Genomic DNA, 25,915 nt, shown 5'->3' on the forward strand with positions numbered 1-25,915 from the left:
GCGGAACTGCATATGGTCCCGCAATCTAACAGAGTGGAAAAGATGAAAATGACGCTGTGGCTGATTGCGGGTCTGATTGTCCTTGTGGGGGCGTATATACGGTTTGCGCCGTCTGATCCCGCCATCTGGCACAATGCCCCTGTCGGCGACGCGAAAAGGGACCTCCGTGGTGGCGTCGTGCGAGTACTTGAAACGGGGCCGGACGGGTTGGCGCAGTTGAACGAAATCGCTGCGTCCGCTCCGCGTACAAAGGTTCTGGCCGGGTCAGTTGATGAAGGGATGGTCACCTATATCACCCGTACAAAAGTGATAGGTTTTCCAGATTACACAACCGCCCAGCAGAACGGCGATACACTGCGCATCTATGGCAGGTTGCGCTTTGGACGCTCAGATTTTGGGGTAAACCGAAACCGTGTTGATGGCTGGCTCGCGCGGATGCAGCCCTGAGGACAGGCATCCTTCCTGTACCTCGCGCCACATCGGAACGTTCAGTGACATCTGACATTGTGCAGTGAAAATGCGACCGTCGACCTGCAGGCAGATCATCTCGCCCAATTCAACGCGTGACCCGGATTTGTCAGTGCAATAGCAGTCCTGTACCTTGCCGCCGGGACCGACGACATCGGCCATCACGGGCGTCGCAAAAAGCGATAGAACCAGAACCAACCGTCTCATGCGGGGCAGCTTAGCATACGGACAGCCCTTGACCATAGCCCCGGATTAAGAGACACCGCCCGGATGATCCCCGAAGAACGCCTTGAACAGATAACTCAGCGATTCCAATACCTCGAAGCAGCCATGGCAGATGGTGCTTTGGGCGGCGATATTGCTGTGCTGGCCAAGGAATATTCGGACCTCAAGCCCGTGGTCGATCAGATCATGGCATGGCGCCAGCTGGTCACTGACCTTGCCGAGGCCGAGGCGATGCTGGCCGATCCCGATATGAGGGAGCTGGCCGAGGAGGAAATCCCCGACCTGCAGGCCCAAATTCCCGGTGCCGAACACGCCCTGCAACTGGCCTTGTTGCCTAGGGATGCAGCCGATGCGCGCCCGGCCATGCTGGAAATCCGTCCTGGAACCGGCGGTGATGAGGCCGCGCTTTTTGCGGGCGACCTGCTGCGCATGTATCAGCGGTATTCCGAAGCGCGCGGTTGGAAATTCGAGATTATCGAGGAGCAGGCGTCGGATCTAGGCGGCATCAAAGAGGTGGTTGCCCATATCAAAGGCGACAACGTCTTTGCCCGTTTGAAATACGAATCTGGCGTTCACCGGGTGCAGCGGGTGCCGGAGACCGAAAGTGGCGGGCGCATTCATACCTCGGCGGCGACCGTGGCGGTTCTGCCCGAGGCCGAGGATGTCGATATTCAGATCGACGCCAATGATATCCGTATCGACACGATGCGCAGCTCGGGTGCGGGTGGGCAGCACGTGAACACCACCGATTCGGCCGTGCGGATTACACACTTGCCCACCGGGCTTGTGGTGACCAGCTCCGAGAAATCCCAACACCGCAATCGCGAGATCGCGATGCAGGTTCTGAAGACCCGACTCTATGATCAGGAGCGTCAGCGGATTGACAGCGAACGCTCGGCAGATCGGGCGAACCAGGTCGGGTCTGGCGACCGGTCGGAACGGATCAGGACCTATAATTTTCCGCAAGGCCGCATGACGGACCACAGGATCAATCTGACGCTGTATAAGTTGGATCAGGTGATGCAGGGCGATCTGGATGAGGTAATCGACGCATTGACCGCGGATGATCAGGCGCGTCTCCTGGCCGAGATGGCGCAATGACCGGCGGCCAGACAGCGGCTCAGGCCATGGTGGCTGCTACGGCAAGATTGCGTGCGGCTGGTGTGGCTGATCCGGCGCGGGATGCGCGGGTTCTACTGGCCCACGCCGCCCGGATCGAAGCAAGTCGCGTGACACTGATTACACCCGAAGAGCTTTTACCGGATATTGCTGAACGATACGAACAACTGATCTCGCTTCGGGCCATTCGTGTGCCCGTTTCTCATCTGTTGGGGGAACGTGAGTTTTACGGCCGTCGGTTCAAAGTTAGCCGGGACGTGCTAGATCCGCGCCCGGAAACAGAGGTTCTGATCGAGGCCGCGCTGAGCGAACCCTTTGACCATTTCCTCGATCTGGGGGTTGGATCGGGGTGCATCCTGATCACATTGCTAGCCGAACGCACCAGTGCATCGGGTATTGGTGTGGATCTGAGCGAGGCGGCCTGCCTACAGGCCAGTGCAAATGCCGTGCAACACGATGTTCAGAACCGGATCGAAATTAAGCATTCCGATTGGTTTGGAAACATTGAAGCAAAATTTGACCTGATTGTTTCAAACCCGCCCTATATTTCCCTTCCGGAAATGGACACCCTGGCACCTGAAGTGCGGGACCATGAGCCGCGGATGGCATTGACAGACGAAGGTGACGGCTTGGGGGCCTACCGCAGGATTGCTGCCGCCGCCCCGGATTTTCTATTGCCCCATGGTCGGTTACTTGTCGAAATCGGACCCGAGCAAGGGCAGAGCGTCGCATCTTTGTTCGACGCAGCAGGATTGGTAGACGTACGGATCATTCCCGATCTGGATGGTCGCGACCGCGTCGTTTTCGCCAGAATGCCTTCATGACGGAACGTTCTGAGGCCGAAATGCGCCGATTGATATAAAAAAGGTACAAAAATTGGGACAAACCTCTTGTCTGCACGCTCTGGACGTGTTTACTCAGGTGTAGTCAGAGAGGTTGACGCTGTTACAGCGGGCCCCTGACGCCAAGCCCAAAAAAGCCGACATCGTGTCATAGCTAAGCCCTTGAGCAGTGCAAGACGCGAACTGATCGGCAGCGAACGACAAGGCTGACTAAAGTAGATGAGATCTTCCAAATCCCGCTCTCGGGCAAAGAATAACCGCAATCGTCCTTCTGGCGGCAACGTCGTAAACCGAGTTTTCGACAGTTCGGGCCCAGAGGGCAAAGTGCGTGGCACGCCGCAACAGATTATTGATAAATATAATCAGCTTGCACGCGATGCTCAGTTGTCTAACGACCGTGTAGCTGCCGAAAACTTTCAGCAGCACGCCGAACATTACCTGCGTTTGCTTAGCGAAGCTCAGCGTGAAATGGATGCACGCCGTGAGGAGCAAGAGCGTCAGAATCGCGAACGCCAGGCTGAACGAGATCGTGAGCGTGCCGAGCGTCAGGAACGCGAAACCGTCCGCCAGTCGGATCCCGCTGAGGCACCTCAACCTGATGTGATGGGGTTTGCCGCTGACGCAGCTGCTCCGGAATCCGGGCTTGTAGAAACGCCTGAAAGCAAAAGCCCTGAAGAGGCCGAGAAAAAAGAAAAACCGGCCCGTCGGCCTCGGGCGCGCAAGCCCAAAGCCGCACCTGCTGCGACTGAGGACACGCCCTCCGGCAACGGTGATACGCCTGAAGCGGCAGAGTAAATCAGCCAGTATAGAAAAGAAAAACCCTGCGATCTGTTAGACTGCAGGGATTTTTTTGTTTCAGGATCTTTTGACTTCGCGGGCCAATGCGCAGAACGCTTCTAAAGGCACTTGTTCCGCACGTTCGGTGGGTTTGATCCCTGCGGCTATCAGGCGGTCTTCGATATCGGGTGCGACGCCTTTCAGTGAAGCCCGCAGCATCTTGCGGCGCTGATTAAATGCGGCGGCAACCACGCGGGACAGGGTGGCAGAGTCAGCCGGATATCGTGGTTGCGGCAGGGCGGTCAGGTGGACCACAGCGCTTGAAACCTTGGGGGGCGGGGTGAACGCGCCGGGTGGCAGTGACATGGCGATGCGCGCGTCGGCCCGCCATTGGGCAAGGATGGCCAAGCGGCCATAGGCTTTTCCGCCGGGCTGGGCGACGATCCGTTCCGCCACTTCGCGCTGAAACATCAGGGTCAGGCTTTGCCAGAACGGAGGCCATTGCGGCGGGGTCAGCCAGCGGACCAGCAATTCGGTGCCGACGTTATAGGGCAGGTTCGCCGCCACACGGATCGGAGGGGTCAGATGCGTAAGCGGATCAATCTCAAGCGCGTCACCGTTGATGACCTCAAGCTTGCCGGGATAGGCGGCGGCGATGTCGTTTAGGGCAGCGATACAGCGGGTGTCCTTTTCAACTGCAACAACCTTGCGCGCACCTTCTGAAAGTAGCCCACGGGTCAGCCCGCCGGGGCCGGGGCCGATTTCCAGAACATCGCATTCCGCAAGATCTCCGGCCTGCCGCGCGATCTTGGCGGTCAGGTTCAGATCCAACAAAAAGTTCTGGCCTAGCGACTTGCGAGCCGAGAGTTGATGCGAGGCGATAACCTCGCGCAGAGGGGGAAGGTTGTCGATAGTGCTCATGATCCGATCACCGTGGCGCGGTTTGATAGGAGAGCGCCAGAGAATTTTTACCTCTGGCCGGGATATTTACAGCCCGCTGAAGGATCAAGAGCTTTGTGCCATCTGCTGGGCAAGTTTCAGCGCTTCGATCAGGCTGGTCGGGTTTGCAAGGCCTTGCCCCGCAATGTCCAGTGCAGTCCCGTGATCGGGTGAGGTTCGGATAAATGGAAGGCCTAGTGTGACGTTCACACCGCGATCGAAATCCAGCGTCTTGATCGGAATCAGAGCCTGATCGTGATACATGGCGATGGCGGCGTCATAGCGCGCGCGCGCTGCGGCGTGGAACAATGTATCCGCGGGGTGCGGGCCGGTTACGGTATACTCTTTGCGGGGCAGCTCCGCGATCAGCGGCGCAATCCAGTCCAGTTCTTCTTGTCCCATCTTGCCGCCTTCACCGGCATGCGGGTTGAGGCCCGCGACGGCTATCCGCGGGGTGGCAATACCGAACTGTGATTGTAGTCCCTGGGCGGTGATTTCGATGGTTTCCCGCAAAAGCTCGGGCGTAAGCTCGCAAGGAACGCGTGAGAGCGGGATGTGGATGGTTGCTGGTACAACGCGCAGCTGGTCGCTCGCCAGCATCATCACAGCACGTTGGGACCCAGCCAAGGCGCCCAGAAATTCAGTATGGCCGGGGAATGAGAAACCTGCCCCGTCGATAAGTGCTTTCTTGTGGATCGGTGCGGTACATAGCGCCGATGCAGAACCGGACTGAACCAGCGCCACGCCGGTTTCAATGGCAGTGACAACTGATCTGGCGTTGGCTGGATTAGGGTGCCCAGACCGGTTGGGGGCTGGAAAGTCCAGTTGCAGTACGGGCAGGGCAGAGCCACAGATCTCGACCGCCTGAGAGGCGTCGCTGATCTGTACCGACGGTGTCTCGGGCGGCAAATGCGCGGCATCGCCAATATAGAAGAAAGGGCAGGTGGTTCTAAGGCTGGCCCAGGCTTTTGCGGCGATCTCGGGCCCAATTCCGGCCGGGTCGCCGCAGCTGAGCGCGATTGGCTTCATTGTTCAACAATAGTTGCGTCGGCACGCATTTGCCCCAACAGGCTTTCTGCAAGTGTTTGCAGCCTTTGCTGGGTCAGAGCATTGGCGACATCTGCACGCGTTGTCTCTTCGCCAAGGTTGCGGGTACGTGTGCACAACATCACAAAAGCCAGTGTTTGGCCGTTGTTACGGGTCAACGTGGTTGAAACTTCGTTCAGGTCCAGTTTGGCTAGTTCCAATGCGATATCGCGCGGGATTTCCGACGGTTTGCTGACATTCCGCTCTAAGACTTCTGCTGGCTTGTTTTGCACGATACCGTACAGATCATCGCAAGTGTCTATTTCTTCTTTCAGCTTTTCGGCTGCGGCCAGTGTTTCCGCGCTACGACCACCGGGCATGTAATAGACAGCATAGTCGATCTCGGAATAGGTGGGCGTACTCGCAGCGGTCTCACGCAAACCGCGCATCTGAAACAGTGCAACGGCATTGGGCAGCGGAATGGGCTGGGTGATGTCACCATTTTTGAGCCCGATGATGACCGGCTGCAGCGCCGGGGGCAGATCGGTCAAGTTCAACCAGTCAAGGCGCCCCCCATTGGTGCGAGTTCCGGCCGCCGAGTACTGTGTTGCGGCGGTTGAAAAGGAATCAAAGCCCTCGATCAAGGCGATCTCTTCGGCCAGCAGTTGAACCTGTGGCAGGTTTTGTTGGTTCACAGGAATAATGATTTCCGAAAGAAGGACTTGCAGGCCACCACTTCCAGATTGTCCAAGTGCGCGATTGATCTCGTCTTCCGATGGTCTCGCCTGCGACAGAAAACGCGCGCTGACGAATTCACGCCAGGAAATCTGATCCTCGATGAAATCCCGAACCGTCTCACGGTCAACACCGGCATCCGCCAGAAGCTGCAGGAATTCGTCGCTCGAAAGCTGACCGCGGGCTGCAAATTGGTCTATTCCAACCTGAACGTCTTCGGGGGCGACCACGATTCCAGCGTCGCGCATCGCCTGTTTGCGCAGGCGGTCGTCTATCAGAGCTTTGCGCACGTCTTCCTCGGTTGCGCCGGGAACACCCAGAATCGACAGGAATTGCAGGCGCTGTTCCAGCTCATACCAGGTCACGATGTCTTGATTGACCTTTATGGCAGGCGAGAACAGGTTCTGCGCCACTGCCTTTACAGGTGCTATGGCAATCGAAACTGCAACCAGTGCCGGAGCAACCAGCCCGATATGGCTGGAACGAAAGAAACGTGAAAAACCTGTTATCAACTGCATCTTCTCTTGTACTGTTTGCCGCCACCTTCGACAGAATATCCTGTCAGAGCTACGGTAAAGCCGAATTCGGTCGAAGGCTCAATACTTGATGACGAGGTATAGCGCCTGCTGACCGACATGTTAACCTGAACACACTCGTTCCGGTACGTGATACCCAACCCATATCTGATCGGTTCAGATTCGCTCAGGTCATACCGCGCCTGAGCACGGGTTTGCCAGTTCTGATCGATGTCGTACCGCCCGCGCAACCAGATCTCAGAAATCTCATCGTCGACATTTTCTGCGGGATCGGGTTCTTGCCAGACATAGCTTCCGCTGAGGGCCGTTGTTTCCTTTTGCCATGCTGCACGCAGCTCGGCCTTGGCAAAGCTGAAATCTCCGTTCACCAAACCTCGCCCGGCCAGAGACCACCCATTGGGCGTTTCAAGTTGACCGGCGATCAACACATCGGACGAAGTGCCCTGAAGGCCCGATGTAAGGTTAAAGTCGGGATCAGCATCCGCACGAAAGACCTGACCGATCGTGGCACGCGCTTGCCAGCCCCTGGAGCCATAACGCGCCCAATTCATCCCAACAACGCCGCTGACTCCATCTTCGCGCCTGTCCTCGGCAGGGAATCGGGACAGGGATAACAGGTTACCCTGGTCAAACTCCTGAAACGTACTTTCGTCGATAGGAACATCATTGTCGGAGACATGCGTCCACCCGATCTGCGCGATGGGTTCCAGCAACTGGGTTGCGCCCGACGCCTCGCGGCGAGTCATTGGAAGGCGCAGCGTCAGTGCGGCACGCGGGGTCGTGCGGGTCACCTGATCGGGATAGGCGCTGTCGTGGCGGATATTGAACGTGTCGATTGACGCGCCTACTTGGGCATCTGCACGCAGCCCCCAGCCCAGTATCCAGCTGCGCAGCCATTCGGTATCGAAGGTCGCTCGGGCAACATCGCGCCCGATAACGTCCTCATTGCTCGTTCTTTCATGGGCATGGCCGATGAAAGCCATCCGCACCTCTCCTCCGACAGCTGCCGGGAAGAAGCGTTTGCGATAGTTCAGGTCGAAGATGCGAGAAGGAATCTGATCCTGATCCTCGCTATCTCGCAAGGTTTTATAGTGGTTTAGGCTGGTCCGGAAAGCGGTATCGCGCTTGATCCTTTCCAGGGCAATTTCGCTGCGCAGACGGTCAAAGTCGGGCAGGCCGTAATCAGCCAGATAGGAATCGTCGGACGTGGTTCGGATGTTGAAGGTCAGGCGATAGTCGTCCGGCAGATCAAACCAGCCGTTGGTAAAGAAATATCCGCGCGCCTCGTCCCGTTGAAGGTCATCGCGAGTATGCGCGCCTTCGATTTTGATCCGTCCGTTCTTAAAGGCCTGACGATAGCGATAGCCCAGAGTTCTGGTCTTACCGGAAAGGTAAGGTGTCAGCGTGAGGTCCTTGTGATCTCCAAGCTTGAAGAAATAGGGAACCTTTATGCCTGTGCCCAACTGCGAGGTGGTGCGGACCGATGGGACCAGAAAACCAGTCGCCCGGTCCAGCGTTGGGTCGGGGAGACGCAGGTAAGGGAAATAGAAGACCGGCACATCCAGCACCCGGAATTGCGCACCTTCGAAATAGAGCTGTCGTTCCAACTGATCATGGGTCACCTTGCGGGCACGGATTTGCCAGAGCGGTGGCCGCCCATCCGTGCAGACATGGCAAGACGTCGCCGAGACTTTGCTGAACTGGGTGTATCTGCCGCCAGCACGTGTCGCCTGCACCGAGGCAATTTGCACCTGTTGGTCGAACACCATTCGGGCGCCGATCAAAAGGCCGTTGAGCAAACCCCGGTCGAGTTCTGCGGAATCCGCCAGAACTGTCGTTCGATTGCCCTGATCAATCCGGATCGGTCCTTCCAGTGTAAGCTCACCGCTTTCGCGGTCGTACAAAATCCGACTGGCCGTCATTTTGACGTCACCCTGAAACGCTTCGACATTGCCCTCTGCGATCAGCACACGCTCTGGGGTTATGAAAATCTTGTCGGCGACAAGTAAGGCTGGTGGCTCTTGCTGGGACGCGTCCGTCGTTTGATCCTGTTCCGGCAAAGTCTGGGCCAGGACACCCGAAGGCAAAGACAATGCAACCGCACCCGAGAGCAATAGCAGAGCGAATTTGCGCATCAGCCATCCTCCGCGTGCAACAGCAGGCCAAGAGAAAGAAGGATGGCCGCAAATGGCGGGGCCCAGGCTGCAACGAAGATAGGCAACTGACCGTTTTCTCCCAATATTTGCGCGAAATTACGGACGAAATAGATGGCGAAGCCCAGTAACACAGCCGTCAGCACCGCTATTCCGGTGCCGCCGAACCGGACATGCCGCATGGTAAAGGCCGCGCCAATCAAGACCATTGCGACCAGAAACAGAGGTCTTGCCAGTTGGACCTGAAACCAGACCTCGTATTGCTTGGTCGAAAAGCCCGCCTCGCGCAGGTCTCGGATCAACTGGGGCAAATCGTAGACAGACATCGAATCCTGGTTGGCCAGCCTGTCCAGAATGCGCTGACGTGTCAGGGTGGTCGGAATCTCCAGACGATCATGCTCTTTCGAGCCAGCTTCGGGATTGATGCCGTTCATAAGCGGCCAGATCTTGGCATCCTGTAAAACCCAAAAACCGTCTTCCAACTTGGCCTGTTTGGCAGAGATCTGGCGTGTCGGCTGACCAATCGCGTCGAATGTTATTATGGTGACGTCCTTCAACAGCAGGGTGTTACCGTTGGACGTTCGGCGCGCGTGGACAACCGATTGGCCCTCTTCTGTAGCTTGCCGTAACCACAAACCCTCACTGCTGATCGAAAGAGCTGAGCTGGTGCGGTTACGGTAGGAATCGGAAAGCCGTTGGAATTCTTCGGAAGTTGCGGCAGCAAACGGGTTAAGCACCGCAACCGCCAAGGCTCCGATCAACAGGGCCAAAGTTACAGGTGCAAGCAGGACGCGAATTCCAGATCGCCCGATCGAGCGCGTCACCACCAATTCCGAGCTGCGCGCCAATCCGATGAACAACGCAATCGTGGACAGGATGATCAGCAGGGGCAGCATCTCACCGATGGCGGCGGGCGTATTCAATAGGGTCAGATACAAAAGCCGGCCAAATGACAGATCGACCTCATCAAAGCGCCGTACCTGTTCAATCAGATCGATCAGAATCATCAGCGTCAAAAAGATACAGCCAATGACCAGAAAGCTCTGGGTGAACCGGCGGGCAAAATATCGATCCAGGATCACAAACGCGCCCCCGGCATCACTGCGTTGCCTGCAGCGGGGGCCTTGAAGTTAAGAGAATCAGCGGTACATGCGCCAGCGCGCAACGGCCTATGCATGCCCCGATTTGCCAATTCGCCCTCCCGCTCTCCGACCCTGCCGGAACTTTTTCCGCGACTGTAATGCAAATGCCCGGCGGGGAAAACTGCTATCTGGTCAATGCGGTCGCCGCGGGCTAGGTCTTGGGAAACAGATTTTCAGGAGTTCCCAATGAGCAGTCTTGTTCCAATTCAGTTTAAGGCTTTTGACGTGGACGTGATGGCGCAGACCAAAGGGCGCGTCGTGATTATTGTCTCGGATGAAGGCAAGATGAACCCAGCCGCACGCCGCGCCAACCGTCTGACCCGGGGCGCAGTCGCGCGACTTGTCGAAAGCGACCGGTTCGAAAAGGTGAAATCCGGCGATGTAGTCTCTCTTGCCTGGCCAGGCGGAATGGCCGCTGAAGCGCTTGATATTCTCGTGCTGTCGCGCCGTGCCGATGCTGCAGAGGCGCGCAAGGCCGGGGCGAAGCTGGCCAAATTGTCTGATCACCAGCCCTTGTTGGTCATGGCCGGAAATCAGGCTCGGACCGAAGAACTGGCATTGGGGATCGTTTTGCGCAGCTATGATTTCGATGCCCATAAAACCCGAGATTCGGATGAAGCCGGACCAGTAACAATCAGTCATCAGAAACATGATGAGGTCGAAGCCGCATTCGCACCGCTGTATGCGATTGCCGATGGCGTTCGGATGACACGGGACCTGACCAATGAACCCGCCAATGTGCTGACAACGACCGAATTCGCGGATCGTTTGTCCGAAATGAAGGCACTTGGCCTGGACGTCGAAGTGCTCGACGAAGACAAACTGGCCGAATTGGGTATGCGCACCTTGTTAAGCGTCGGGCAGGGCTCGGTCAGCCCGTCCAAGGTTGTGGTGATGCAGTGGAATGGAGGCGACAAGGATGATGCGCCGCTGGCGCTGGTGGGTAAGGGCGTCGTGTTTGACACCGGCGGCATTTCCTTGAAACCCGCTGCAGGCATGGAAGACATGACTATGGACATGGGTGGGGCAGGTGTGGTCGCCGGCACCATGCGGGCGCTGGCCAAGCGCAAGGCCAAAGCCAATGTCGTGGGCCTTGTCGGGCTAGTGGAAAACATGCCTTCGGGCAATGCCACGCGCCCCGGCGATGTCGTCAAGTCGATGAAGGGCGACACGGTCGAGGTCATCAATACCGACGCCGAGGGCCGTTTGGTCCTGTGTGATGTGATGTGGTACGCGCAAGAGCGGTTTGCCCCCGTGGGCATGATCGACCTGGCAACATTGACCGGCGCGATCATCATTGGGCTTGGGCATGAGAATGCCGGTGTCTTTTCGAACAATGACACGTTCTGCAACGCCTTCCTAAAGGCTGCCGGGGCCGAGGATGAGGGCGCATGGCGGATGCCGCTGGGCAAAGCCTATGACGAGCAGCTGAAATCGCGTATCGCCGATATGAAGAATGTCGGTGGACGACCTGCCGGATCCATCACTGCTGCGCAGTTCCTGCAGCGGTTCGTGAAGGACGAAACCCCCTGGATCCATCTGGACATTGCTGGGGTGGCTTCGATTGCAACCGAGACATCCTATGCGCCCAAAGGGGCCACCGGTTGGGGTGTCCGCGCACTGAGCCGGTTCGTGCAGGACAATTTCGAATAATCCAATGGGCGCCGTTTATTTCTATCACCTGACCCGCCAACCGCTGGAAAACACCTTGCCCGTGTTGCTGGACAAGGCACGGCAGGCCGGGTGGAAGATAGCCGTGCGGGGAACTGATCCCGCACGGATGGATTGGTTGGACGAAAAGCTGTGGCAGGGCCCCGAGGAAGGGTTCCTGCCACATGGCCGCACCGGGGGGCCGCATGACAGGGACCAGCCCATATTGCTGACGACAGGGGCCGAGGCCGCAAATGATCCGGCTTGCGTGATGGCTGTTGATGGTGCCGCGGTTGAACCCGAGGAAGTGAACGCGCTGGAACGCGTGTGCATCCTGTTCGATGGGAATGATGATCAGGCTCTCCAACATGCCCGCGGGCAATGGAAAACACTGACCGGGGCGGGCTGTTCGGCGCAATATTGGTCCGAGGAATCGGGCCGGTGGGAAAAAAAAGCCGAGGCATAGGGCCTCCGCAGATTTCAGGAGAATGAGCGATGGAAATGAAGCCCCTGGGCCGTACTGGAATCATGGTGACAGACCTGTGTCTGGGTACGATGACATTTGGTACGCAGACATCCGAGGCCGACGCGCATACTCAGATGGACATGGCACTTGATGGGGGCATTAATTTTGTCGATGCCGCCGAGATGTATCCGGTGAATCCCATCTCGAAAGAGACGGTGGGCCGGACCGAAGAAATTCTGGGCAACTGGAACGCCGCCAACCCGTCACGGCGTGGTGAATATGTTCTGGCAACCAAGCATTCTGGGGCAGGGTTCGCACATGCGCGCGATGGCGCACCGATTTCACCGCAGACAATCCCCGAGGCGGTCGAAGGTTCCTTGCGCCGACTGCAAACGGATTGCATCGACCTTTATCAGTTTCACTGGCCGAACCGCGGCAGCTATATGTTCCGGCAAAACTGGACCTATGCGCCTTCGGGGCACAATACCGATGAGGTTCTGGACAATATGCACGAGTGCCTTGTTGCCCTGAAGGAACAGGTCAACAAAGGAAATATCCGAGCGTTTGGCCTTTCGAACGAAAGCGCTTGGGGCACCGCTCAGTGGTTGCGGATCGCCGAAGCCACCGGCACGCCTCGCGTGGCATCGGTTCAGAATGAGTATTCTTTGATGTGCCGGCATTTCGACACCGATATGGCCGAGCTGAGCGCGCATGAGGATGTGGGGCTGATGGCCTTTTCACCGCTTGCCGCCGGATTTTTGACCGGGAAATACCAAAACGGCATGGTGCCCGAGGGTTCGCGGATGTCATTGGTGCCTGAGGTGGGTGGACGTCATCGCAGACGGGCATTTGAGGCGGTTGCGGCCTATCTAGAGATCGCTGACCGCCACGATCTGGACCCGGTCCATATGGCGCTGGCCTGGTGCCGGACGCGGCCCTTCATGATGTCGGCCATTTTCGGCGCGACAACGGTGGCGCAGCTTGGGCATATTCTCGACGGTAAGGAACTTCGCCTTTCTGGGGAAATTCTGACTGAAATCACCGAAGCGCATCGCGCGCATCCTATGCCGTTTTAGGGACGCTGGCCTCGTCTCCGCAGGCGGAGCCTCCCCCGAGGTATTTCAGCCAGATGAAGCAGATCCGCTTAGTGATGGCTGGGTTGTGTCCTGTCTTGCCTCAGGTCCCGGGCCGAAAGGCCGTGCGCTGTGCGAAAGGCACGGGAAAAGCTGGATTGCGAGGCGAAACCCGTCGCCAGAGCCACATCCATCAGTGACATATCGGTGTCCGTCACCAATCTGCGCGCCTCGGCCAGTCGGAGCTGCAGGTAATGGTCCTGCGGCGTGGTGTTCAGGCGCAGGCGGAATTGCTGTTGCAGGGTGCGTGAACTGGTGCCCAGGGTTTCGGCGATATCTGCCAATGGCATAGGGTCGTCCAGTGCGGATTGCATCAGCGTATTGGCTTTGGCGGTCAAAGCTGTGTGGCGGTGCGGCGCACCGGTGCGGCTTTGTGGTTTTGTGGGATCAGGCGCACCGTCATAGAGGAACAGACCCGAGACGCGGGCGGCAAATCCGGCGCCATGGCGGGCGGCGATGATATGCAGCATCATCTCGACCGCTGGGATCGCCCCGCCCGAGGTCAGGCGGCCTTCAGAAACGGTAAACCGGTCAGGGCGCACGTCCACTTCGGGGAAGCGGGCAGAGAAGTTCTCCAAATCTTCCCAATGGGTGGTGGCGGCGTGGCCGTCCAGCAGGCCTGCCTCGGCCAGCAGCCAGGGACCGCCATCAATACCTGCCATTGTGGCGCCGGTCTTGGCGATGCGGCGTAGGCCGGCCAGCAGGCTGGGTGTGGCATGGCGGGCCAGTTGGAACCCGGCAACGACAATCATCAGATCGCAGGATTGCAGCCGGGCCAAAGGTACACCCGGAACCGAAAGCGCACTGGTCAGCATGGCCGGTTCAGCAGTGGCTGTCACATAATCCCAGTCAAAGGCCGGACGATCCGCCAACCGATTGGCGGCGCGCATTGGATCAACGGCCGACGCAAAGCTGAGCGTGTTGCATTCGTCCAGCACCAGCACAGCCGTTTTCAGGGCACGATGTTCGGGCTGCAATATGTTTTTTGCGGATTTCATCAAGTTCGATTCGCATTCTGACAAGTGTTTGACCAAAGCTGCGCCAAACTCGGGGGCGAAAGCAAATCGGAATCCGTGGAGAAGCCTGGGGAAAACTCAGGGTTAACCGGGTATAAGCTGGGGAGAACGCCATGCCTTTGGAAATGAACCGCGAAGTCTTCATTACGTGCGCCGTCACAGGCTCGGGTGGGACGCAGGATCGCAGCCCGCATGTGCCGCGTTCGCCAAAGCAGATCGCCGACAGCGCGATAGCTGCAGCCAAGGCAGGGGCGGCGGTGGTGCATTGCCATGTGCGCGACCCTGAGACCGGAGCGCCTTCGCGTGATCTGGCACTGTATCGTGAGGTCACAGATCGCATTCGCGATGCCGAGGTCGACGCCGTGCTGAACCTGACTGCTGGCATGGGTGGCGACATGGTGTTTGGCGGTATTGAAAACCCGCTGCCGCTGGCCGAGGCGGGAACTGATTTGGTTGGCGCGACCGAGCGTGTGGCCCATGTGGCCGAATGCCTGCCGGAAATCTGCACCCTCGACTGCGGCACCATGAATTTTGCCGAGGCCGATTATGTGATGACCAACACGCCGGGTGCGTTGCGCGCGATGGGCCAGATGATGACCGATCTGGGTGTAAAGCCGGAGATTGAGGCCTTTGATACCGGCCATCTTTGGTTCGCCAAGCAGTTGGTGAAAGAGGGCGTTTTGGAACCGAACGCTCTGGTTCAGCTGTGCATGGGCGTGCCGTGGGGCGCGCCGGACGATCTGAACACCTTCATGGCGATGGTGAACAACGTGCCGGACGACTGGACCTTCAGCGCCTTTTCACTGGGTCGGAACGAGATGGCCTATGTGGCCGCCTCGGTTCTGGCGGGCGGCAATGTACGGGTCGGGTTGGAGGACAACCTGTGGCTGGACAAAGGCGTGCTGGCCGAGAACTGGCAACTGGTTGAACGCGCGGGCAGCATCATCGAGAACATGGGTGCGCGCGTGATTGGCCCCGCAGAAGTGCGTGAGAAGCTGGGCTTGGTGAAGCGGGCGCCGAAAAGCTAGGCGCGCCATGTTCCGCCGAGTTCTTTCACGGGTAGTTGGATGCTTGCTCGTTGGATTGATTCCAACGTGTGGCTTGGTAGACAATGAGGGCTTTCGAGCACGTCAATTTAATATTCAACCCGTCGAAGCGGTGAACTGGTCGATCTTTGACGAACCGTATTTTGAGGTTGCTGCGTCCAGACGCAAAAGCAAGGGCAAGCAGCGGCTTTTTGTGAGGCTTGAGGGACAGCCATACCCTAGCTATCAATTGCGTGACCCGGACCGGACCGAATGTTTTGGGTACATCGCAGGAGCAAGTGATTGCTTTGAAAACCACCTGAGCGTGCCTACCCGGCGATCCGAGTCTGCACTTGAATATGACATCACTGCCGCAAGCCCCACAAAGTTTCACATCATCTACGTGGGTGACGGGGAGCAGATGGTTGTATTGGCCCGCCCAGATAGGTCGTTTGCAGTTGTACTGAGCAGAGATTTAACGATCACACAAAATCAACTGACGATTGCACGTGACGTACTGAGCGAAAATGGGTTTGACCCTCAAGAGTTGAAAGTAGTGAAGTGATGACAAAAACAGCAGCAATCATTGGCGGCGGAGTTATCGGCGGCGGATGGGCCGCGCGGTTCCTGCTGAACGGTTGGAACGTTCGGGTATTCGACCCGGACCCGGAAGCCGAGCGTAAGATCGGAGAAGTTTTGGACAATGCGCGCCGCTCGCTACCGGGGCTGAGCGACGTCCCGTTGCCGCCTGAAGGTGCGTTGTCATTCCATGATGATATAGTCGATGTGGTACAGGGTGCCGAGTGGATTCAGGAAAGTGTTCCGGAACGGCTGGACCTGAAGCTGAAAGTTTACAAGGGCTTGCAAGAGGCTTGTGATCCGGGTGCGATCATCGGCTCCTCGACTAGTGGGTTCAAGCCGTCTGAATTGCAGGACGGCGCGCTGCGCCCCGAACAGATCGTGGTGACGCATCCGTTCAACCCGGTTTACCTTCTGCCGCTGATCGAATTGGTGCCAACTGGCGCGAACCCGCCCGAGATGATCGAACGGGCGCAAGACGTCCTGAAATCGGTCGGGTTCTTCCCGCTGCACGTCAAGAAAGAGATCGACGCCCATATCGCTGATCGGTTCCTTGAGGCTGTCTGGCGCGAGGCGCTGTGGCTGGTCAAGGACGGTGTCGCCACGACCGAGGAAATCGACGAGGCGATCCGTATGGGGTTTGGCATCCGTTGGGGGCAGATGGGTCTGTTCGAAACCTATCGTGTCGCCGGCGGCGAGGCCGGGATGCGGCATTTCATGGCGCAGTTCGGCCCGGCACTGAAATGGCCCTGGACCAAGCTGATGGATGTGCCCGAATTCACTGAAGAGCTTGTGGATCTGATTGCGGATCAGTCGGATGCGCAATCAGGCATGCATTCGATCCGCGAGCTGGAGCGTATCCGCGACAACAACCTCGTGGGGATGATGCGCGCACTCAAGGCGCAGAACTGGGGCGCGGGGGCGGTGCTGAACCAGCATGACGCGCTACTGAAACCGGGTGCGCTGCCATCATTGGAGCAAGCGGATCTGAGCCAACCGATCCTGACTCTGTCTCGTGCCGTGCCTTTGGATTGGACCGATTACAACGGTCACATGAACGAAGCCAAATACCTTGAGGCCTTCGCTGCCGCCACCGACCGCTTCATGGAGATCATCGGTTGCGATATGGAATATATCTCGTCCGGGGGCAGCTATTTCACCGCGGAAAACCACATTCGTTACATGAATGAGGTCCATGCGGGCGCAAAGATTGAGGTACGCACCCAGATGCTGTTGGGGCAGGGCAAGAAACTGCACGTGTTCCACAGCATGTATAGCGGTGAGACGCTGCTGGCGACCGGGGAGAGCTTTTTGCTGCATGTCAGCCTGGACACCCGTCGCCCCAGCCCGCCATCGCCCAGCATTGAGGCCGCGATGGCCCGCATCGCCGAAGCGCAGGCCGGATTGCCTTATCCCGAAGGGGCCGGGGTTGCGATCCGGAAACCCTCATGACCTGCCGGGTGTTGGTGACGGCTGGCGCTTCGGGTGTTGGTCGGGCTATGGCAGAGGCGTTTGATGCGGCCGGGTATGAAGTCTGGATCACAGATATTGATCGGGCGGCGCTAGATGGCGTGCCGGGTCATTGGACAGCCCACCATGCTGACGTGGCGGATGAGGGTGATATGCGCGCCGTCTTCGCCGCGATTTCAGATGCGGGCGGTCTGGATTCGCTCTGCGCCAATGCGGGGATTGCCGGGCCGACCAGCGCAATCGAGGATATCGACCTGAAGGACTGGCGGGGGTGCGTTGCGGTCAATCTGGACGGGGCGTTTCTGGCCGCCAAATACGCCGCGCCTATGATGAAATCTGCCGGTGCCGGCAGCATCATCCTGACCTCATCCACGGCGGGGCAATATGGCTATCCCTTTCGTGCGCCCTATGCCGCGGCGAAATGGGCAGTGATCGGATTGATGAAAACACTGGCGATGGAGCTTGGCCCCCACGGCATACGCGCCAATGCGATTTGCCCCGGCGCGGTCGAGGGGCCAAGGATGGAGGGCGTGCTGGCGCGCGAGGCGGCGACCAAAGGCATGAGCCGGGACGAGGTCTATCAGGGCTATGCCTCGGGCACGTCCATGGGTCGTTTCGTCGAAGCGCAGGACATCGCCAATATGGCTGTCTTTCTGGCCTCTGGCGCGGCGCGGTTGGTGTCGGGTCAGGTGATCGCGGTGGATGGTCACACGGTCAATCCCGACCCGAAACTGTAACCTAGCCCTGGTTGGGGCCTCGGATCTGGCGGATGGTCTGACGAACGGCTTGCCAATCGCGGGCTTGCTGAGCGTTCCCGGCGGCCTCGCATTCGCGCATTTTCATCGCGGCTTCTGCCTCGGCCTGGTCACCGTGCGCCGTGTACAAAGCCCGTGCATATTGGGCTGTTTTCAGTGCGTCCATTCCTGTGGTCCTCCGTCTGTGGTCGGAATGCCCGAAAGTTCGCGCCCGGCGACGATACCACAGGTTGTACGGGGATGCATCACATGTCGCGGGAAATCGCTGCTCTGAGCTGTTGCAGGTGCTCTGGAAAGTCCCGTGCGGTCACGACCGCCTCGCGAACCAGAGTGTCGAAATGGCGGCTGAAAATTTCAATCCGGTCGCGATCGCGAAAGGCCATGTAATGGCTTCCTGCGTAAAACACGCAAAGAAGTGGACCGAAAATCGTTACGGGAGCCGAATACAGCCGTTTGGCATCGAACAGATAGATACGCAGCCGTGGGTAGAGCTGTTCACACAACTCCAAAAGGTGGTCAATCTGATCCAGCCGCTTGCGAAGGCTAAGGCCTTGATAATAGCCGGTTGCATGCGCAAAGCTGTCGATTTCGTACATCGGCATTGCGATCTCATAATCGGACTGGGCGCTGCGCATCCAGGTCAGTCGATCTTCGGACGCACCTATGGCCTGATCTGCCGTGCGCCCCAGATGCGGTGCGTATTCCCATTCCAGAACGGTGCGGGTCTTGAGCATGTCGGGCAAGGTCGCAGGAACATATCTGATTTTGTAACCCGCCGCCTCTTGGTGCCACTCGAATATGCGCTCGTCTACCAGGGCGCGGGGGGCCTCAGTCATGCTCAGGGACAAAGCCAGCAACTCGGCCGCGCTTTCCGGCCGGTCAGACAGGCTCAGCAACCAGTCCGCCGAAACACCCAATGCCGTCGCGCAGCTTCCGACAACATGGGCATTCGGCAACCGTGCCCCGTGATCGGTCAACAGTTGCGATACGGTTGAGCGGTCAACACCGATCTGGCGCGCGAGGGCGCTTCGGCTGATTTGGCGTTCTTCCATTGCGCGGGCCAGGCGCAAACGGAATTGAGCCGCACGGTCGCGTTTGTCTATTTTATCCTGCATGTGGTGATAAATATCATGTTTGATGAGTTTTGTTAATCATATTCAGAATGTTCAACCTAATCGATGGGCCGTAATTCTTAAGCCATAACAATATTATGGGTGACGGAATGGAAACACGGCGCAGATCGGTCGTGAAAGCGGTTGTGTGGAACATGATGGGCCTGATCATCATGTCGGTGATCGGGTTGATCGCCACAGGATCCGCCGCGATTGGCGGAACACTGGCCGTGGTGAACACAGCAATCGGTCTGACGCTCTATGTGATTTATGAGAGGGTCTGGGCGGGCATTTCCTGGGGCCGCAATGCTTGAGCGTCCGGGCCCGGAATGGGGCACTTTCACGCTGATGCTGGCCTGTTATGCTGCCTGGTTGGCCGTGATCTTCTTCCTGCCCATCTGGTTAGCGGTTCCAGTGATGGGCGCGGTGGCCGCGTTACATTCATCATTAACGCATGAGGCGCTGCACGGGCATCCTTTTCGCACCAGATGGATGAATGAGGCGCTGATGGCGCTGCCTTTGAGCTTGTTCATCCCATATCAGCGGTTCCGAGACTTACATCTGGCCCATCATCGGGATGCAACGCTGACCGATCCCTATGATGATCCTGAATCAAACTATCTGGACCCAAAAGTTTGGTCGGGGCTAGGCCATTGGCACAGGCGGTTGTTATCGGTGAACAATACTCTGCTGGGGCGGATCGTTTTGGGCCCTGCAATCGGACAGGTTGCCTTTGTCAGGGACGAGTTGCGAGGGGCCGCGCGTGGCGAATGGGACATATTGCGCGCATGGGCTTTGCATATGGCAGGCGTGGTTGCGGTTATCTGGATCGTGACCTTGTCGCCCATGCCGGTCTGGGCCTATGTCCTGTCCGCGTATTTGGGGCTTGGCCTTGTCAAAATACGCACTTTTCTGGAACACCGTGCGCATGAAGATGTGGGGGCAAGAACCGTTATCATCGAAGATCGCGGGATACTGTCTTTTCTGTTTTTGAACAACAATTTACATGTAGTTCATCATCTGAACCCGCGTACCCCCTGGTATCAACTTCCGAAGATCTACCAGCAGGGTAAAGAGGGCTATCTGGCCACGAATAAGGCCTATGTATACCCTTCATATGCCGATGTTTTCCGGGCGTATTTCTGGAAGGTAAAAGACCCGGTGGCGCATCCGCTCTGGCCAAAGGGTTGATTTGCGGCCACATAAGGCGGCATGAGCCTCTGGATACCTGTCACTATCGCCGCCGCAACGTTTCAGACGGTGCGGTTCATGCTGCAAAAATCGCTGAGCAGTGTAAAGCTGACGGCCGCCGGGGCGACATTTGCCCGGTTTGCCTATTCAATCCCGCTGGTTCTAATCGCTCTGATCGTGGCGCTGCAGTTGACGGGGTATTCCTTGCCGCCGTTGACCGCCCGGTTCTGGGTGTTTGCCACCATTGGAGGAACGGCTCAGATCCTTGCCACGATCTGTGTCGTCGCCTTGTTCAAACAGCGCAATTTTGCTGTCGGCATAACTTTTAAGAAAACCGAAGTAATCCAGACCGCCATCGTTGGTTTTCTGGTCCTGGGCGATCAGGTCTCGTCCTGGGCGCTTGGTGCGATCTTTCTGGGGCTGACGGCTGTGTTGCTGCTGTCGAAAAGTCCCGGTGGAGACGGGGCGTGGTGGCGACATCTGACGAACCGGGCCTCGCGGCTTGGCCTGGGATCAGGTGTGCTGTTTGCGTTTTCCTCGGTCAGTTATCGGGGTGCCTCGCTTGAACTGGGCGAGATTGATGCGTGGTTTCGGGCACTTGTGACGCTGGCAGTCGTTGTCTCGCTCCAGTTCGTCAGCATGGGCCTGTGGCTGTTGTGGCGAGACAGGGCCGAGCTGCGCGCCGTGTGGCAGACACGCCGAACAGGCGTATTTGTCGGACTGACCAGCCTGTGCGGATCGTTCTGCTGGTTCTTGGCATTCACCTTGCAAAACGCCGCCTACGTCAAGGCTCTGGGGCAGGTCGAGCTGATCCTCAGCCTGTTCGCGTCGATCTTGTTTTTCCGCGAAACCATTACCCGGCGCGAGATCGCCGGGATGACGTTATTGGGCGCATCAATTCTGGCGTTGGTTTTGTCTATTTAACCCGTGCGGCGTTCGTCGAAGCTGAGCGCGATAAAGCTGGGCAGGTGATCGCCCATTCCCACGACCGAAGGACCGTTGTCAGCGCGCCGTCCACGGCCTCTGACTTCTTTATCCTTCTTGCGATCTTCTCTTTTATCGTCGCTTTTGGGGGCCTCTGTTGGCCGGACTTCTGTTGGCCGGGCCTTTTTCTCGGGCTTTGGCCTCTCGGGTTTCGGCTCTTCCTTTACCGGATTGTCCAAGCGAGGAATTTCTTTTTGAATCAGCTTCTCGATCGCGGCCAATGCTTTTTCATCGCGTCCCGAACAGATAGTGATCGCTTTGCCTTCGCGTCCGGCGCGACCTGTACGGCCGATCCGGTGCACATAATCCTCGGGGTGGCCGGGGACGTCGAAATTGATCACATGACTGACCGAGGGCACATCCAATCCGCGCGCTGCAACGTCCGAGGCGACAAGCAGGCGTAATGTTCCGTCACGGAAACCGTCCAGTGTTTTCGTCCGTTGTGACTGATCGAGATCGCCATGGATCGCGGCAGCATCATAGCCGTATTTCTTCAGCGATTTCGCACAGATATCCACATCGGTCTTACGATTGCAGAAGATGATCGCGTTGGTGCATTTTTCGCCCTCGGAGTCGATCAGCGAACGCAGGACCTGGCGCTTGGCGCTGGCCTCGCGGTCACGGCGACCACCTTTGAACATGACCACACTTTGCTCGATGGTTTCCGAGGCCGTTGCCTGACGGGCAACTTCGATCCGGGTTGGGGCCGACAGGAATGTATCGGTGATCCGCTCAATCTCGGGCGCCATGGTGGCTGAGAAGAACAGCGTTTGGCGTGTGAACGGCGTCAGCGAAAAAATGCGTTCGATATCGGGGATAAAGCCCATATCCAACATTCGGTCGGCCTCATCCACCACCATGATCTGGACGCCGGTCAACAGCAGTTTGCCGCGTTCGAAATGGTCCAGCAGACGACCCGGTGTAGCGATCAGAACGTCGACGCCACGGTCGATCAGCGCATCTTGCTCCTTAAAGCTGACGCCGCCGATCAACAGCGCTTTGGTCAGTTTCAAGTGCTTTGAGTAGGTATCGAAATTCTCGGCCACCTGCGCGGCCAGTTCCCGCGTCGGACACAGCACCAGCGACCGCGGCATGCGCGCACGTGCGCGGCCACGGGCCAGCAATGTGATCATCGGTAGCGTGAAGCTGGCGGTTTTGCCTGTACCGGTCTGGGCGATACCCAGAACGTCCTTGCCCTCAAGCGCGGGTGGGATTGCGCCTTCCTGGATCGGTGTTGGCGTTTCGTATCCGGCTTCCTCAATGGCTTTGAGGACCTTCGGGTTCAGGTTCAGTTCGTTAAACTTTGTCATGTATGTCCGGTTGTTGCGGACACTAAAACCTGGCCCGCGCGTAAAGAATGTGCCGGGCCCGGATGGCCATGCGATATTTTGTGCATTTCGGCTTGGCGGGACATAACAAAATCACGGGGCAGGGTCAAATGAAGTCACTTTTATGCTGCGACACCGGCTGACCATGCGGATTTATCGCAACAATTCAGGTACTTCCGGGGAAATGTTTCGCGACTTTTCCATCCAAATCCAGCGGACGGTGCTTAATCAGCCCAAACTTTTCGAGGCGGGTGCGAACTTCTTGGTCGGCGCCACTGATTTCATCATAGAAAGCCCGCAGGCCGTGAGCCCCATCTTCTTCTTCGATCCAGCTCAGTAATTCATTCATGTTCATCCCGCCTTGTTCGCGCGGAACATTGGGTGACATGCCTGGCTGATACGAGCCCTTTTCGAACCGGAACCGATAATGGGCTAGCCAATGATCCCAGTCAGGTGCATGACGGTGGCATAGATCAACCTGGGGCAGCTCGACCTTGGTCGGGAGGATTTCGCCATCCTGAAACAGATTGTGAATCCGGAAATTGATCTGAGGTAAGCCTTTGCGAACAAACAGTTTACCCTGAACATGGCTGAGGAATCCAGCAAGAACAAATCCGCCAAAATTCGGATATAGTGCCTGAACGATCCCATCACGGCCCTGACCAGCGGGGATATAGGCTTTGTACAGGTCTTCGGTTCCGCCCACGGGCTCGATCGGACGAACGCGCACCGCTGGGATATGTTGCGGAATCTCCGCTAATATCGCGCCAAGGTCGGATTGCGGCCAGAGGAACTCGTCCAGATCAATATGGGCAAGCCAGTCGACCTCAGCCTTTCTGTAAGTAAAGCTGGCATTTGCGGTTTGCCGGACCTGATGTTTGTCGGGCCTCTCGCGCTTTCGGTTCGCCCAGTACCCTTCGTCGCAGTTGCGTATTTCGATCCGTGGGTGGCGGTTCAGGACGTTGAACGCAGCCGGGCAGGGCTCGTCCAGATACAGATACATCCGGTCGGCCCCGAGATCGAGGTGATAGGCCGCAAACCGAAGGATGTCCGGGGCCGAGCCCCGGATCGTTGATACAATGCCCCAGTTCGGGACATTATCCGGCATATGAATCCCGTGATCCCGTCACGCCATCATCTCTTTGGTGGCGGTCAGGTTCAGGTCGGGATAGTCCCGCACGACCCGGTCGATGTCCCACTGCAGGCGAGTCAAATAGACGATGTCGCCGTCATGATCATGAGCGATGTGCTGCTTGTTGGCGTTGACGAATTTCTCAACCTCAGCCTTTTCACCACTGACCCAGCGGGCGGAGGTGAACTGAGACGCCTCGAACCGTACCGGCAGGCCGTATTCCATCTCAATCCGGCTGGCCAGAACCTCGAATTGCAGTGCGCCAACGACGCCGACGATAAAGCCCGATCCGATCGACGGTTTGAACACCTTGGCCGCGCCTTCCTCGGCGAATTGCATCAGGGCTTTTTCCAGATGCTTGGCTTTCATCGGATCGCCCGGGCGCACGGTCTGCAGCAGTTCCGGCGCAAAGGAGGGGATGCCGGTTACCCGGATCGCTTCGCCCTCGGTCAGCGTGTCGCCGATGCGCAGCTGGCCGTGGTTTGGGATGCCGATGATGTCTCCGGCCCAGGCCTCTTCGGCCAGTTCCCGGTCGGATGCAAGAAACAGCACAGGGTTCGAGATTGCCATCGGCTTTTTCGATCGAACATGGGTCAGCTTCATGCCGCGTTTGAAATGGCCCGAGGCCATGCGCACAAATGCCACCCGGTCGCGGTGCTTGGGGTCCATATTGGCCTGAACCTTGAAGACGAACCCAGAGACTTTCTTTTCTTCTGGCGCGATCTGACGGGGTTCCGCGGACTGTACCTGCGGCTGTGGACCATAGGCGCCGATGCCTTCCATCAGTTCCTTGACGCCGAACGAATTGATCGCCGAGCCGAACCAGATCGGGGTCATGTGGCCTTCCAATACCGCTTGGGGGTCAAGCGCGGGCAGCAATTCGCGTGCCATCTCAACCTCTTCCAGCAGCTTCTCAAGCAGGTGCTCGGGCACATGTTCGGCCAGCTTGGGGTCGTCCAACCCGTTGATCTGGATGCTTTCGGCCACTTTATTACGGTCAGCGCGGTCCATCAGCTCCAGCCGGTCGCGCAGCATGTCGTAACAGCCGATAAAGTCGCGGCCTACTCCAATCGGCCAGGCAGCGGGCGTGACGTCGATGGCCAGCATTTCCTGAATTTCGTCGATGATCTCGAACGTATCGCGGCTTTCGCGGTCCATCTTGTTACAGAAGGTCAGGATCGGCAGGTCGCGCAGGCGGCAGACCTCAAACAGTTTCTGGGTCTGGCTTTCCACACCTTTCGCGCCGTCGATCACCATCACGGCCGCGTCCACTGCGGTCAGAGTGCGATAGGTATCTTCCGAGAAATCGCTGTGGCCGGGCGTGTCCACCAGATTGAACCGGAAGTTTCCATAGTCGAAGGACATGGCCGAGGCTGAGACCGAGATCCCGCGATCCTTCTCCATCTGCATGAAATCCGAACGTGTCCGCCGTGCCTCACCCTTGGCGCGTACCTGACCGGCCATCTGGATGGCGCCGCCATACAGCAGGAACTTTTCCGTCAGGGTCGTCTTGCCCGCATCCGGGTGCGAGATGATGGCAAATGTCCGGCGCCGGGCGATCTCGGGCGGCAAGGTGGGTTGGTTCGTGGCGGTATCAAGCATAGTCGCGCGTATAGGCGGGGAATTCTGCCGAAGCAAGACAAAGAGGCTGGTTCGAATCGTCTGCCTGTGGCAATAAGAACATATAGTGAACAGATAATGGAGAGGATCAATGAATTTGAAAGAAATCGCCGATGAGCTGGTGGCGGGATGCCGGGAAAACCGGGCCAAGGCCAATCTGGATAAGCTGTATGCGGCGGATGCCATTTCGGTTGAGGCCGTCGATGCATCCGGTATGGGACGCGAGGCGCATGGGCGCGACGCGATCCGTGGCAAGCACGATTGGTGGGAGAGTTCGACCGAAGTGACGGGCGGAAACGTCAGTGACCCGATGGTGCATGGCGAAGACCGTTTTGCCGTGATCTTTGAGGTGCAGGGCAAGTTCAAGGAAAGCGGTGAGAGCTTCGATATGCGCGAAGTTGCGCTGTATCACGTCGCGGATGGCAAGATCGTCCGGGAAGAGTTCTTCTACTAACCCCTTGTCATCAATCTGTCTTCCCTGTCTGCTGGGTG

General features: G+C 57.9%; 27 protein-coding genes. 15 read left to right on the forward strand and 12 right to left on the reverse strand.

Annotated features, from left to right (window positions below; genetic code table 11):
- The first annotated feature begins 42 nt into the window (after positions 1-42).
- Positions 43-447, forward strand: coding sequence for a DUF1499 domain-containing protein (locus tag AC2FGB_RS01670; RefSeq protein WP_496693507.1), 405 nt, complete (start codon positions 43-45; stop codon positions 445-447).
- Here AC2FGB_RS01670 and AC2FGB_RS01675 read toward each other — a convergent pair.
- Entirely contained in the window at positions 388-675 is a 288-nt protein-coding gene (locus AC2FGB_RS01675) for a hypothetical protein (RefSeq protein ID WP_496693439.1), read from the reverse strand. The genes AC2FGB_RS01670 and AC2FGB_RS01675 overlap by 60 nt on opposite strands.
- Before the next feature lie 63 nt (positions 676-738).
- Here AC2FGB_RS01675 and prfA point away from each other — a divergent pair, with 63 nt between their 5' ends.
- From prfA to AC2FGB_RS01690, 3 genes are all read left to right on the forward strand, one after another.
- On the forward strand, positions 739-1,794 hold the full coding sequence (gene prfA, locus AC2FGB_RS01680; protein ID WP_281971980.1) for a peptide chain release factor 1: 1,056 nt from the start codon (positions 739-741) through the stop codon (positions 1,792-1,794).
- Positions 1,791-2,636, forward strand: a complete 846-nt coding sequence (gene prmC / locus AC2FGB_RS01685) for a peptide chain release factor N(5)-glutamine methyltransferase (protein ID WP_496693440.1) — start codon at positions 1,791-1,793, stop codon at positions 2,634-2,636. Before prfA ends, prmC begins: the two co-directional genes overlap by 4 nt.
- A gap of 237 nt (positions 2,637-2,873) precedes the next feature.
- Positions 2,874-3,449, forward strand: coding sequence for a DUF4167 domain-containing protein (locus AC2FGB_RS01690; RefSeq protein ID WP_281971982.1), 576 nt, complete (start codon positions 2,874-2,876; stop codon positions 3,447-3,449).
- A gap of 60 nt (positions 3,450-3,509) precedes the next feature.
- On the opposite strand, the gene rsmA is transcribed toward AC2FGB_RS01690, so the two are convergent.
- From rsmA to lptG, 5 genes are all read right to left on the reverse strand, one after another.
- Positions 3,510-4,352: a 16S rRNA (adenine(1518)-N(6)/adenine(1519)-N(6))-dimethyltransferase RsmA gene (rsmA, locus tag AC2FGB_RS01695; RefSeq protein ID WP_281994514.1), complete on the reverse strand. Its 843-nt coding sequence runs from the start codon at positions 4,350-4,352 to the stop codon at positions 3,510-3,512.
- A gap of 84 nt (positions 4,353-4,436) precedes the next feature.
- Positions 4,437-5,399: a 4-hydroxythreonine-4-phosphate dehydrogenase PdxA gene (gene pdxA, locus AC2FGB_RS01700; protein WP_496693441.1), complete on the reverse strand. Its 963-nt coding sequence runs from the start codon at positions 5,397-5,399 to the stop codon at positions 4,437-4,439.
- Positions 5,396-6,649 carry a peptidylprolyl isomerase gene (locus AC2FGB_RS01705; protein ID WP_496791747.1) on the reverse strand — a complete coding sequence of 418 codons (1,254 nt, stop codon included), beginning with the start codon at positions 6,647-6,649 and terminating at the stop codon, positions 5,396-5,398. The genes pdxA and AC2FGB_RS01705 overlap by 4 nt, the downstream gene beginning before the upstream one ends.
- Complete coding sequence (locus AC2FGB_RS01710; protein ID WP_281971986.1) at positions 6,640-8,802, reverse strand: LPS-assembly protein LptD; 2,163 nt, start codon at positions 8,800-8,802, stop codon at positions 6,640-6,642. The genes AC2FGB_RS01705 and AC2FGB_RS01710 overlap by 10 nt, the downstream gene beginning before the upstream one ends.
- On the reverse strand, positions 8,802-9,902 hold the full coding sequence (gene lptG / locus AC2FGB_RS01715) for an LPS export ABC transporter permease LptG (RefSeq protein WP_142633419.1): 1,101 nt from the start codon (positions 9,900-9,902) through the stop codon (positions 8,802-8,804). The genes AC2FGB_RS01710 and lptG overlap by 1 nt, the downstream gene beginning before the upstream one ends.
- Positions 9,903-10,148: 246 nt before the next feature.
- Between lptG and AC2FGB_RS01720 the strand changes: the two genes are divergently transcribed.
- The 3 genes from AC2FGB_RS01720 to AC2FGB_RS01730 are packed head-to-tail and all read left to right on the forward strand — an operon-like array spanning position 10,149 to position 13,154.
- Positions 10,149-11,615: a leucyl aminopeptidase gene (locus tag AC2FGB_RS01720; RefSeq protein ID WP_142633421.1), complete on the forward strand. Its 1,467-nt coding sequence runs from the start codon at positions 10,149-10,151 to the stop codon at positions 11,613-11,615.
- Positions 11,616-11,619: 4 nt separating this feature from the next.
- Positions 11,620-12,078 carry a DNA polymerase III subunit chi gene (locus tag AC2FGB_RS01725; protein WP_271947429.1) on the forward strand — a complete coding sequence of 153 codons (459 nt, stop codon included), beginning with the start codon at positions 11,620-11,622 and terminating at the stop codon, positions 12,076-12,078.
- A 29-nt stretch (positions 12,079-12,107) separates the two neighbouring features.
- A complete protein-coding gene (locus tag AC2FGB_RS01730) occupies positions 12,108-13,154 on the forward strand; it encodes an aldo/keto reductase (RefSeq protein ID WP_142633424.1) in 1,047 nt (348 codons plus the stop codon).
- 68 nt (positions 13,155-13,222) lie between these two features.
- Here AC2FGB_RS01730 and AC2FGB_RS01735 read toward each other — a convergent pair whose 3' ends face one another.
- Positions 13,223-14,209 carry a GlxA family transcriptional regulator gene (locus AC2FGB_RS01735; protein WP_142633426.1) on the reverse strand — a complete coding sequence of 329 codons (987 nt, stop codon included), beginning with the start codon at positions 14,207-14,209 and terminating at the stop codon, positions 13,223-13,225.
- A gap of 131 nt (positions 14,210-14,340) precedes the next feature.
- Here AC2FGB_RS01735 and bcoG point away from each other — a divergent pair, with 131 nt between their 5' ends.
- The 4 genes from bcoG to AC2FGB_RS01755 are packed head-to-tail and all read left to right on the forward strand — an operon-like array spanning position 14,341 to position 18,038.
- A complete protein-coding gene (bcoG, locus tag AC2FGB_RS01740) occupies positions 14,341-15,255 on the forward strand; it encodes a 3-dehydrocarnitine:acetyl-CoA trimethylamine transferase BcoG (protein WP_142633428.1) in 915 nt (304 codons plus the stop codon).
- Positions 15,256-15,262: 7 nt separating this feature from the next.
- Positions 15,263-15,817: a lipocalin/fatty acid-binding family protein gene (locus AC2FGB_RS01745; RefSeq protein WP_496791749.1), complete on the forward strand. Its 555-nt coding sequence runs from the start codon at positions 15,263-15,265 to the stop codon at positions 15,815-15,817.
- A complete protein-coding gene (locus AC2FGB_RS01750) occupies positions 15,817-17,283 on the forward strand; it encodes a carnitine 3-dehydrogenase (RefSeq protein ID WP_281994520.1) in 1,467 nt (488 codons plus the stop codon). Before AC2FGB_RS01745 ends, AC2FGB_RS01750 begins: the two co-directional genes overlap by 1 nt.
- Complete coding sequence (locus tag AC2FGB_RS01755; protein ID WP_496693442.1) at positions 17,280-18,038, forward strand: SDR family oxidoreductase; 759 nt, start codon at positions 17,280-17,282, stop codon at positions 18,036-18,038. The genes AC2FGB_RS01750 and AC2FGB_RS01755 overlap by 4 nt, the downstream gene beginning before the upstream one ends.
- Before the next feature lies 1 nt (position 18,039).
- On the opposite strand, the gene AC2FGB_RS01760 is transcribed toward AC2FGB_RS01755, so the two are convergent.
- Positions 18,040-18,222, reverse strand: a complete 183-nt coding sequence (locus AC2FGB_RS01760) for a hypothetical protein (protein ID WP_142633436.1) — start codon at positions 18,220-18,222, stop codon at positions 18,040-18,042.
- A gap of 79 nt (positions 18,223-18,301) precedes the next feature.
- Positions 18,302-19,171, reverse strand: a complete 870-nt coding sequence (locus AC2FGB_RS01765; RefSeq protein ID WP_142633438.1) for a helix-turn-helix domain-containing protein — start codon at positions 19,169-19,171, stop codon at positions 18,302-18,304.
- 107 nt (positions 19,172-19,278) lie between these two features.
- Here AC2FGB_RS01765 and AC2FGB_RS01770 point away from each other — a divergent pair, with 107 nt between their 5' ends.
- Genes AC2FGB_RS01770 through AC2FGB_RS01780 form a run of 3 tightly spaced genes read left to right on the forward strand, consistent with a single transcriptional unit; the run spans position 19,279 to position 21,283 of the window.
- Positions 19,279-19,482, forward strand: a complete 204-nt coding sequence (locus AC2FGB_RS01770; RefSeq protein WP_271947413.1) for a DUF2061 domain-containing protein — start codon at positions 19,279-19,281, stop codon at positions 19,480-19,482.
- Positions 19,475-20,359 (forward strand): fatty acid desaturase, encoded by an 885-nt coding sequence (locus AC2FGB_RS01775; protein ID WP_496693443.1) that lies wholly within the window; start codon positions 19,475-19,477, stop codon positions 20,357-20,359. The genes AC2FGB_RS01770 and AC2FGB_RS01775 overlap by 8 nt, the downstream gene beginning before the upstream one ends.
- 21 nt (positions 20,360-20,380) lie before the next feature.
- The gene (locus AC2FGB_RS01780; protein WP_271947409.1) at positions 20,381-21,283 is read left to right on the forward strand and encodes an EamA family transporter; all 903 of its coding nucleotides are present in this window, start codon (positions 20,381-20,383) and stop codon (positions 21,281-21,283) included.
- On the opposite strand, the gene AC2FGB_RS01785 is transcribed toward AC2FGB_RS01780, so the two are convergent.
- From AC2FGB_RS01785 to AC2FGB_RS01795, 3 genes are all read right to left on the reverse strand, one after another.
- Positions 21,280-22,653 carry a DEAD/DEAH box helicase gene (locus AC2FGB_RS01785; protein ID WP_281994523.1) on the reverse strand — a complete coding sequence of 458 codons (1,374 nt, stop codon included), beginning with the start codon at positions 22,651-22,653 and terminating at the stop codon, positions 21,280-21,282. The two genes, AC2FGB_RS01780 and AC2FGB_RS01785, sit on opposite strands and share 4 nt — an antisense overlap.
- A gap of 184 nt (positions 22,654-22,837) precedes the next feature.
- Complete coding sequence (locus tag AC2FGB_RS01790) at positions 22,838-23,779, reverse strand: glycosyltransferase family 2 protein (protein WP_496693444.1); 942 nt, start codon at positions 23,777-23,779, stop codon at positions 22,838-22,840.
- A gap of 18 nt (positions 23,780-23,797) precedes the next feature.
- Positions 23,798-25,405 carry a peptide chain release factor 3 gene (locus AC2FGB_RS01795; RefSeq protein ID WP_281971993.1) on the reverse strand — a complete coding sequence of 536 codons (1,608 nt, stop codon included), beginning with the start codon at positions 25,403-25,405 and terminating at the stop codon, positions 23,798-23,800.
- Between the two features lie 109 nt (positions 25,406-25,514).
- On the opposite strand from AC2FGB_RS01795, the gene AC2FGB_RS01800 reads away from it, so the two are divergent.
- On the forward strand, positions 25,515-25,877 hold the full coding sequence (locus AC2FGB_RS01800) for a nuclear transport factor 2 family protein (protein ID WP_271947401.1): 363 nt from the start codon (positions 25,515-25,517) through the stop codon (positions 25,875-25,877).
- Positions 25,878-25,915 lie beyond the last annotated feature (38 nt).

The sequence above is a fragment of the Ruegeria sp. CDSC021 genome (assembly GCF_059610845.1).

Excerpts from the sequence above, each read along its gene's own strand:
- AC2FGB_RS01720 (WP_142633421.1), top strand. The coding sequence starts at position 10,149 with ATGAGCAGTCTTGTTCCAATTCAGTTTAAGGCTTTTGACGTGGACGTG.
- AC2FGB_RS01745 (WP_496791749.1), top strand. The coding sequence starts at position 15,263 with ATGTTCCGCCGAGTTCTTTCACGGGTAGTTGGATGCTTGCTCGTTGGA.
- AC2FGB_RS01675 (WP_496693439.1), bottom strand. The coding sequence starts at position 675 with ATGAGACGGTTGGTTCTGGTTCTATCGCTTTTTGCGACGCCCGTGATG.
- AC2FGB_RS01735 (WP_142633426.1), bottom strand. The coding sequence starts at position 14,209 with ATGAAATCCGCAAAAAACATATTGCAGCCCGAACATCGTGCCCTGAAA.
- AC2FGB_RS01760 (WP_142633436.1), bottom strand. The coding sequence starts at position 18,222 with ATGGACGCACTGAAAACAGCCCAATATGCACGGGCTTTGTACACGGCG.
- AC2FGB_RS01790 (WP_496693444.1), bottom strand. The coding sequence starts at position 23,779 with ATGCCGGATAATGTCCCGAACTGGGGCATTGTATCAACGATCCGGGGC.
- bcoG (WP_142633428.1), top strand. The coding sequence starts at position 14,341 with ATGCCTTTGGAAATGAACCGCGAAGTCTTCATTACGTGCGCCGTCACA.
- prmC (WP_496693440.1), top strand. The coding sequence starts at position 1,791 with ATGACCGGCGGCCAGACAGCGGCTCAGGCCATGGTGGCTGCTACGGCA.
- AC2FGB_RS01765 (WP_142633438.1), bottom strand. The coding sequence starts at position 19,171 with ATGCAGGATAAAATAGACAAACGCGACCGTGCGGCTCAATTCCGTTTG.
- rsmA (WP_281994514.1), bottom strand. The coding sequence starts at position 4,352 with ATGAGCACTATCGACAACCTTCCCCCTCTGCGCGAGGTTATCGCCTCG.
- AC2FGB_RS01670 (WP_496693507.1), top strand. The coding sequence starts at position 43 with ATGAAAATGACGCTGTGGCTGATTGCGGGTCTGATTGTCCTTGTGGGG.
- AC2FGB_RS01800 (WP_271947401.1), top strand. The coding sequence starts at position 25,515 with ATGAATTTGAAAGAAATCGCCGATGAGCTGGTGGCGGGATGCCGGGAA.
- AC2FGB_RS01780 (WP_271947409.1), top strand. The coding sequence starts at position 20,381 with ATGAGCCTCTGGATACCTGTCACTATCGCCGCCGCAACGTTTCAGACG.
- AC2FGB_RS01785 (WP_281994523.1), bottom strand. The coding sequence starts at position 22,653 with ATGACAAAGTTTAACGAACTGAACCTGAACCCGAAGGTCCTCAAAGCC.
- AC2FGB_RS01725 (WP_271947429.1), top strand. The coding sequence starts at position 11,620 with ATGGGCGCCGTTTATTTCTATCACCTGACCCGCCAACCGCTGGAAAAC.
- AC2FGB_RS01775 (WP_496693443.1), top strand. The coding sequence starts at position 19,475 with ATGCTTGAGCGTCCGGGCCCGGAATGGGGCACTTTCACGCTGATGCTG.
- AC2FGB_RS01795 (WP_281971993.1), bottom strand. The coding sequence starts at position 25,405 with ATGCTTGATACCGCCACGAACCAACCCACCTTGCCGCCCGAGATCGCC.
- AC2FGB_RS01730 (WP_142633424.1), top strand. The coding sequence starts at position 12,108 with ATGGAAATGAAGCCCCTGGGCCGTACTGGAATCATGGTGACAGACCTG.
- AC2FGB_RS01705 (WP_496791747.1), bottom strand. The coding sequence starts at position 6,649 with ATGCAGTTGATAACAGGTTTTTCACGTTTCTTTCGTTCCAGCCATATC.
- AC2FGB_RS01755 (WP_496693442.1), top strand. The coding sequence starts at position 17,280 with ATGACCTGCCGGGTGTTGGTGACGGCTGGCGCTTCGGGTGTTGGTCGG.
- AC2FGB_RS01750 (WP_281994520.1), top strand. The coding sequence starts at position 15,817 with ATGACAAAAACAGCAGCAATCATTGGCGGCGGAGTTATCGGCGGCGGA.
- AC2FGB_RS01710 (WP_281971986.1), bottom strand. The coding sequence starts at position 8,802 with ATGCGCAAATTCGCTCTGCTATTGCTCTCGGGTGCGGTTGCATTGTCT.
- AC2FGB_RS01690 (WP_281971982.1), top strand. The coding sequence starts at position 2,874 with ATGAGATCTTCCAAATCCCGCTCTCGGGCAAAGAATAACCGCAATCGT.
- prfA (WP_281971980.1), top strand. The coding sequence starts at position 739 with ATGATCCCCGAAGAACGCCTTGAACAGATAACTCAGCGATTCCAATAC.
- pdxA (WP_496693441.1), bottom strand. The coding sequence starts at position 5,399 with ATGAAGCCAATCGCGCTCAGCTGCGGCGACCCGGCCGGAATTGGGCCC.
- AC2FGB_RS01770 (WP_271947413.1), top strand. The coding sequence starts at position 19,279 with ATGGAAACACGGCGCAGATCGGTCGTGAAAGCGGTTGTGTGGAACATG.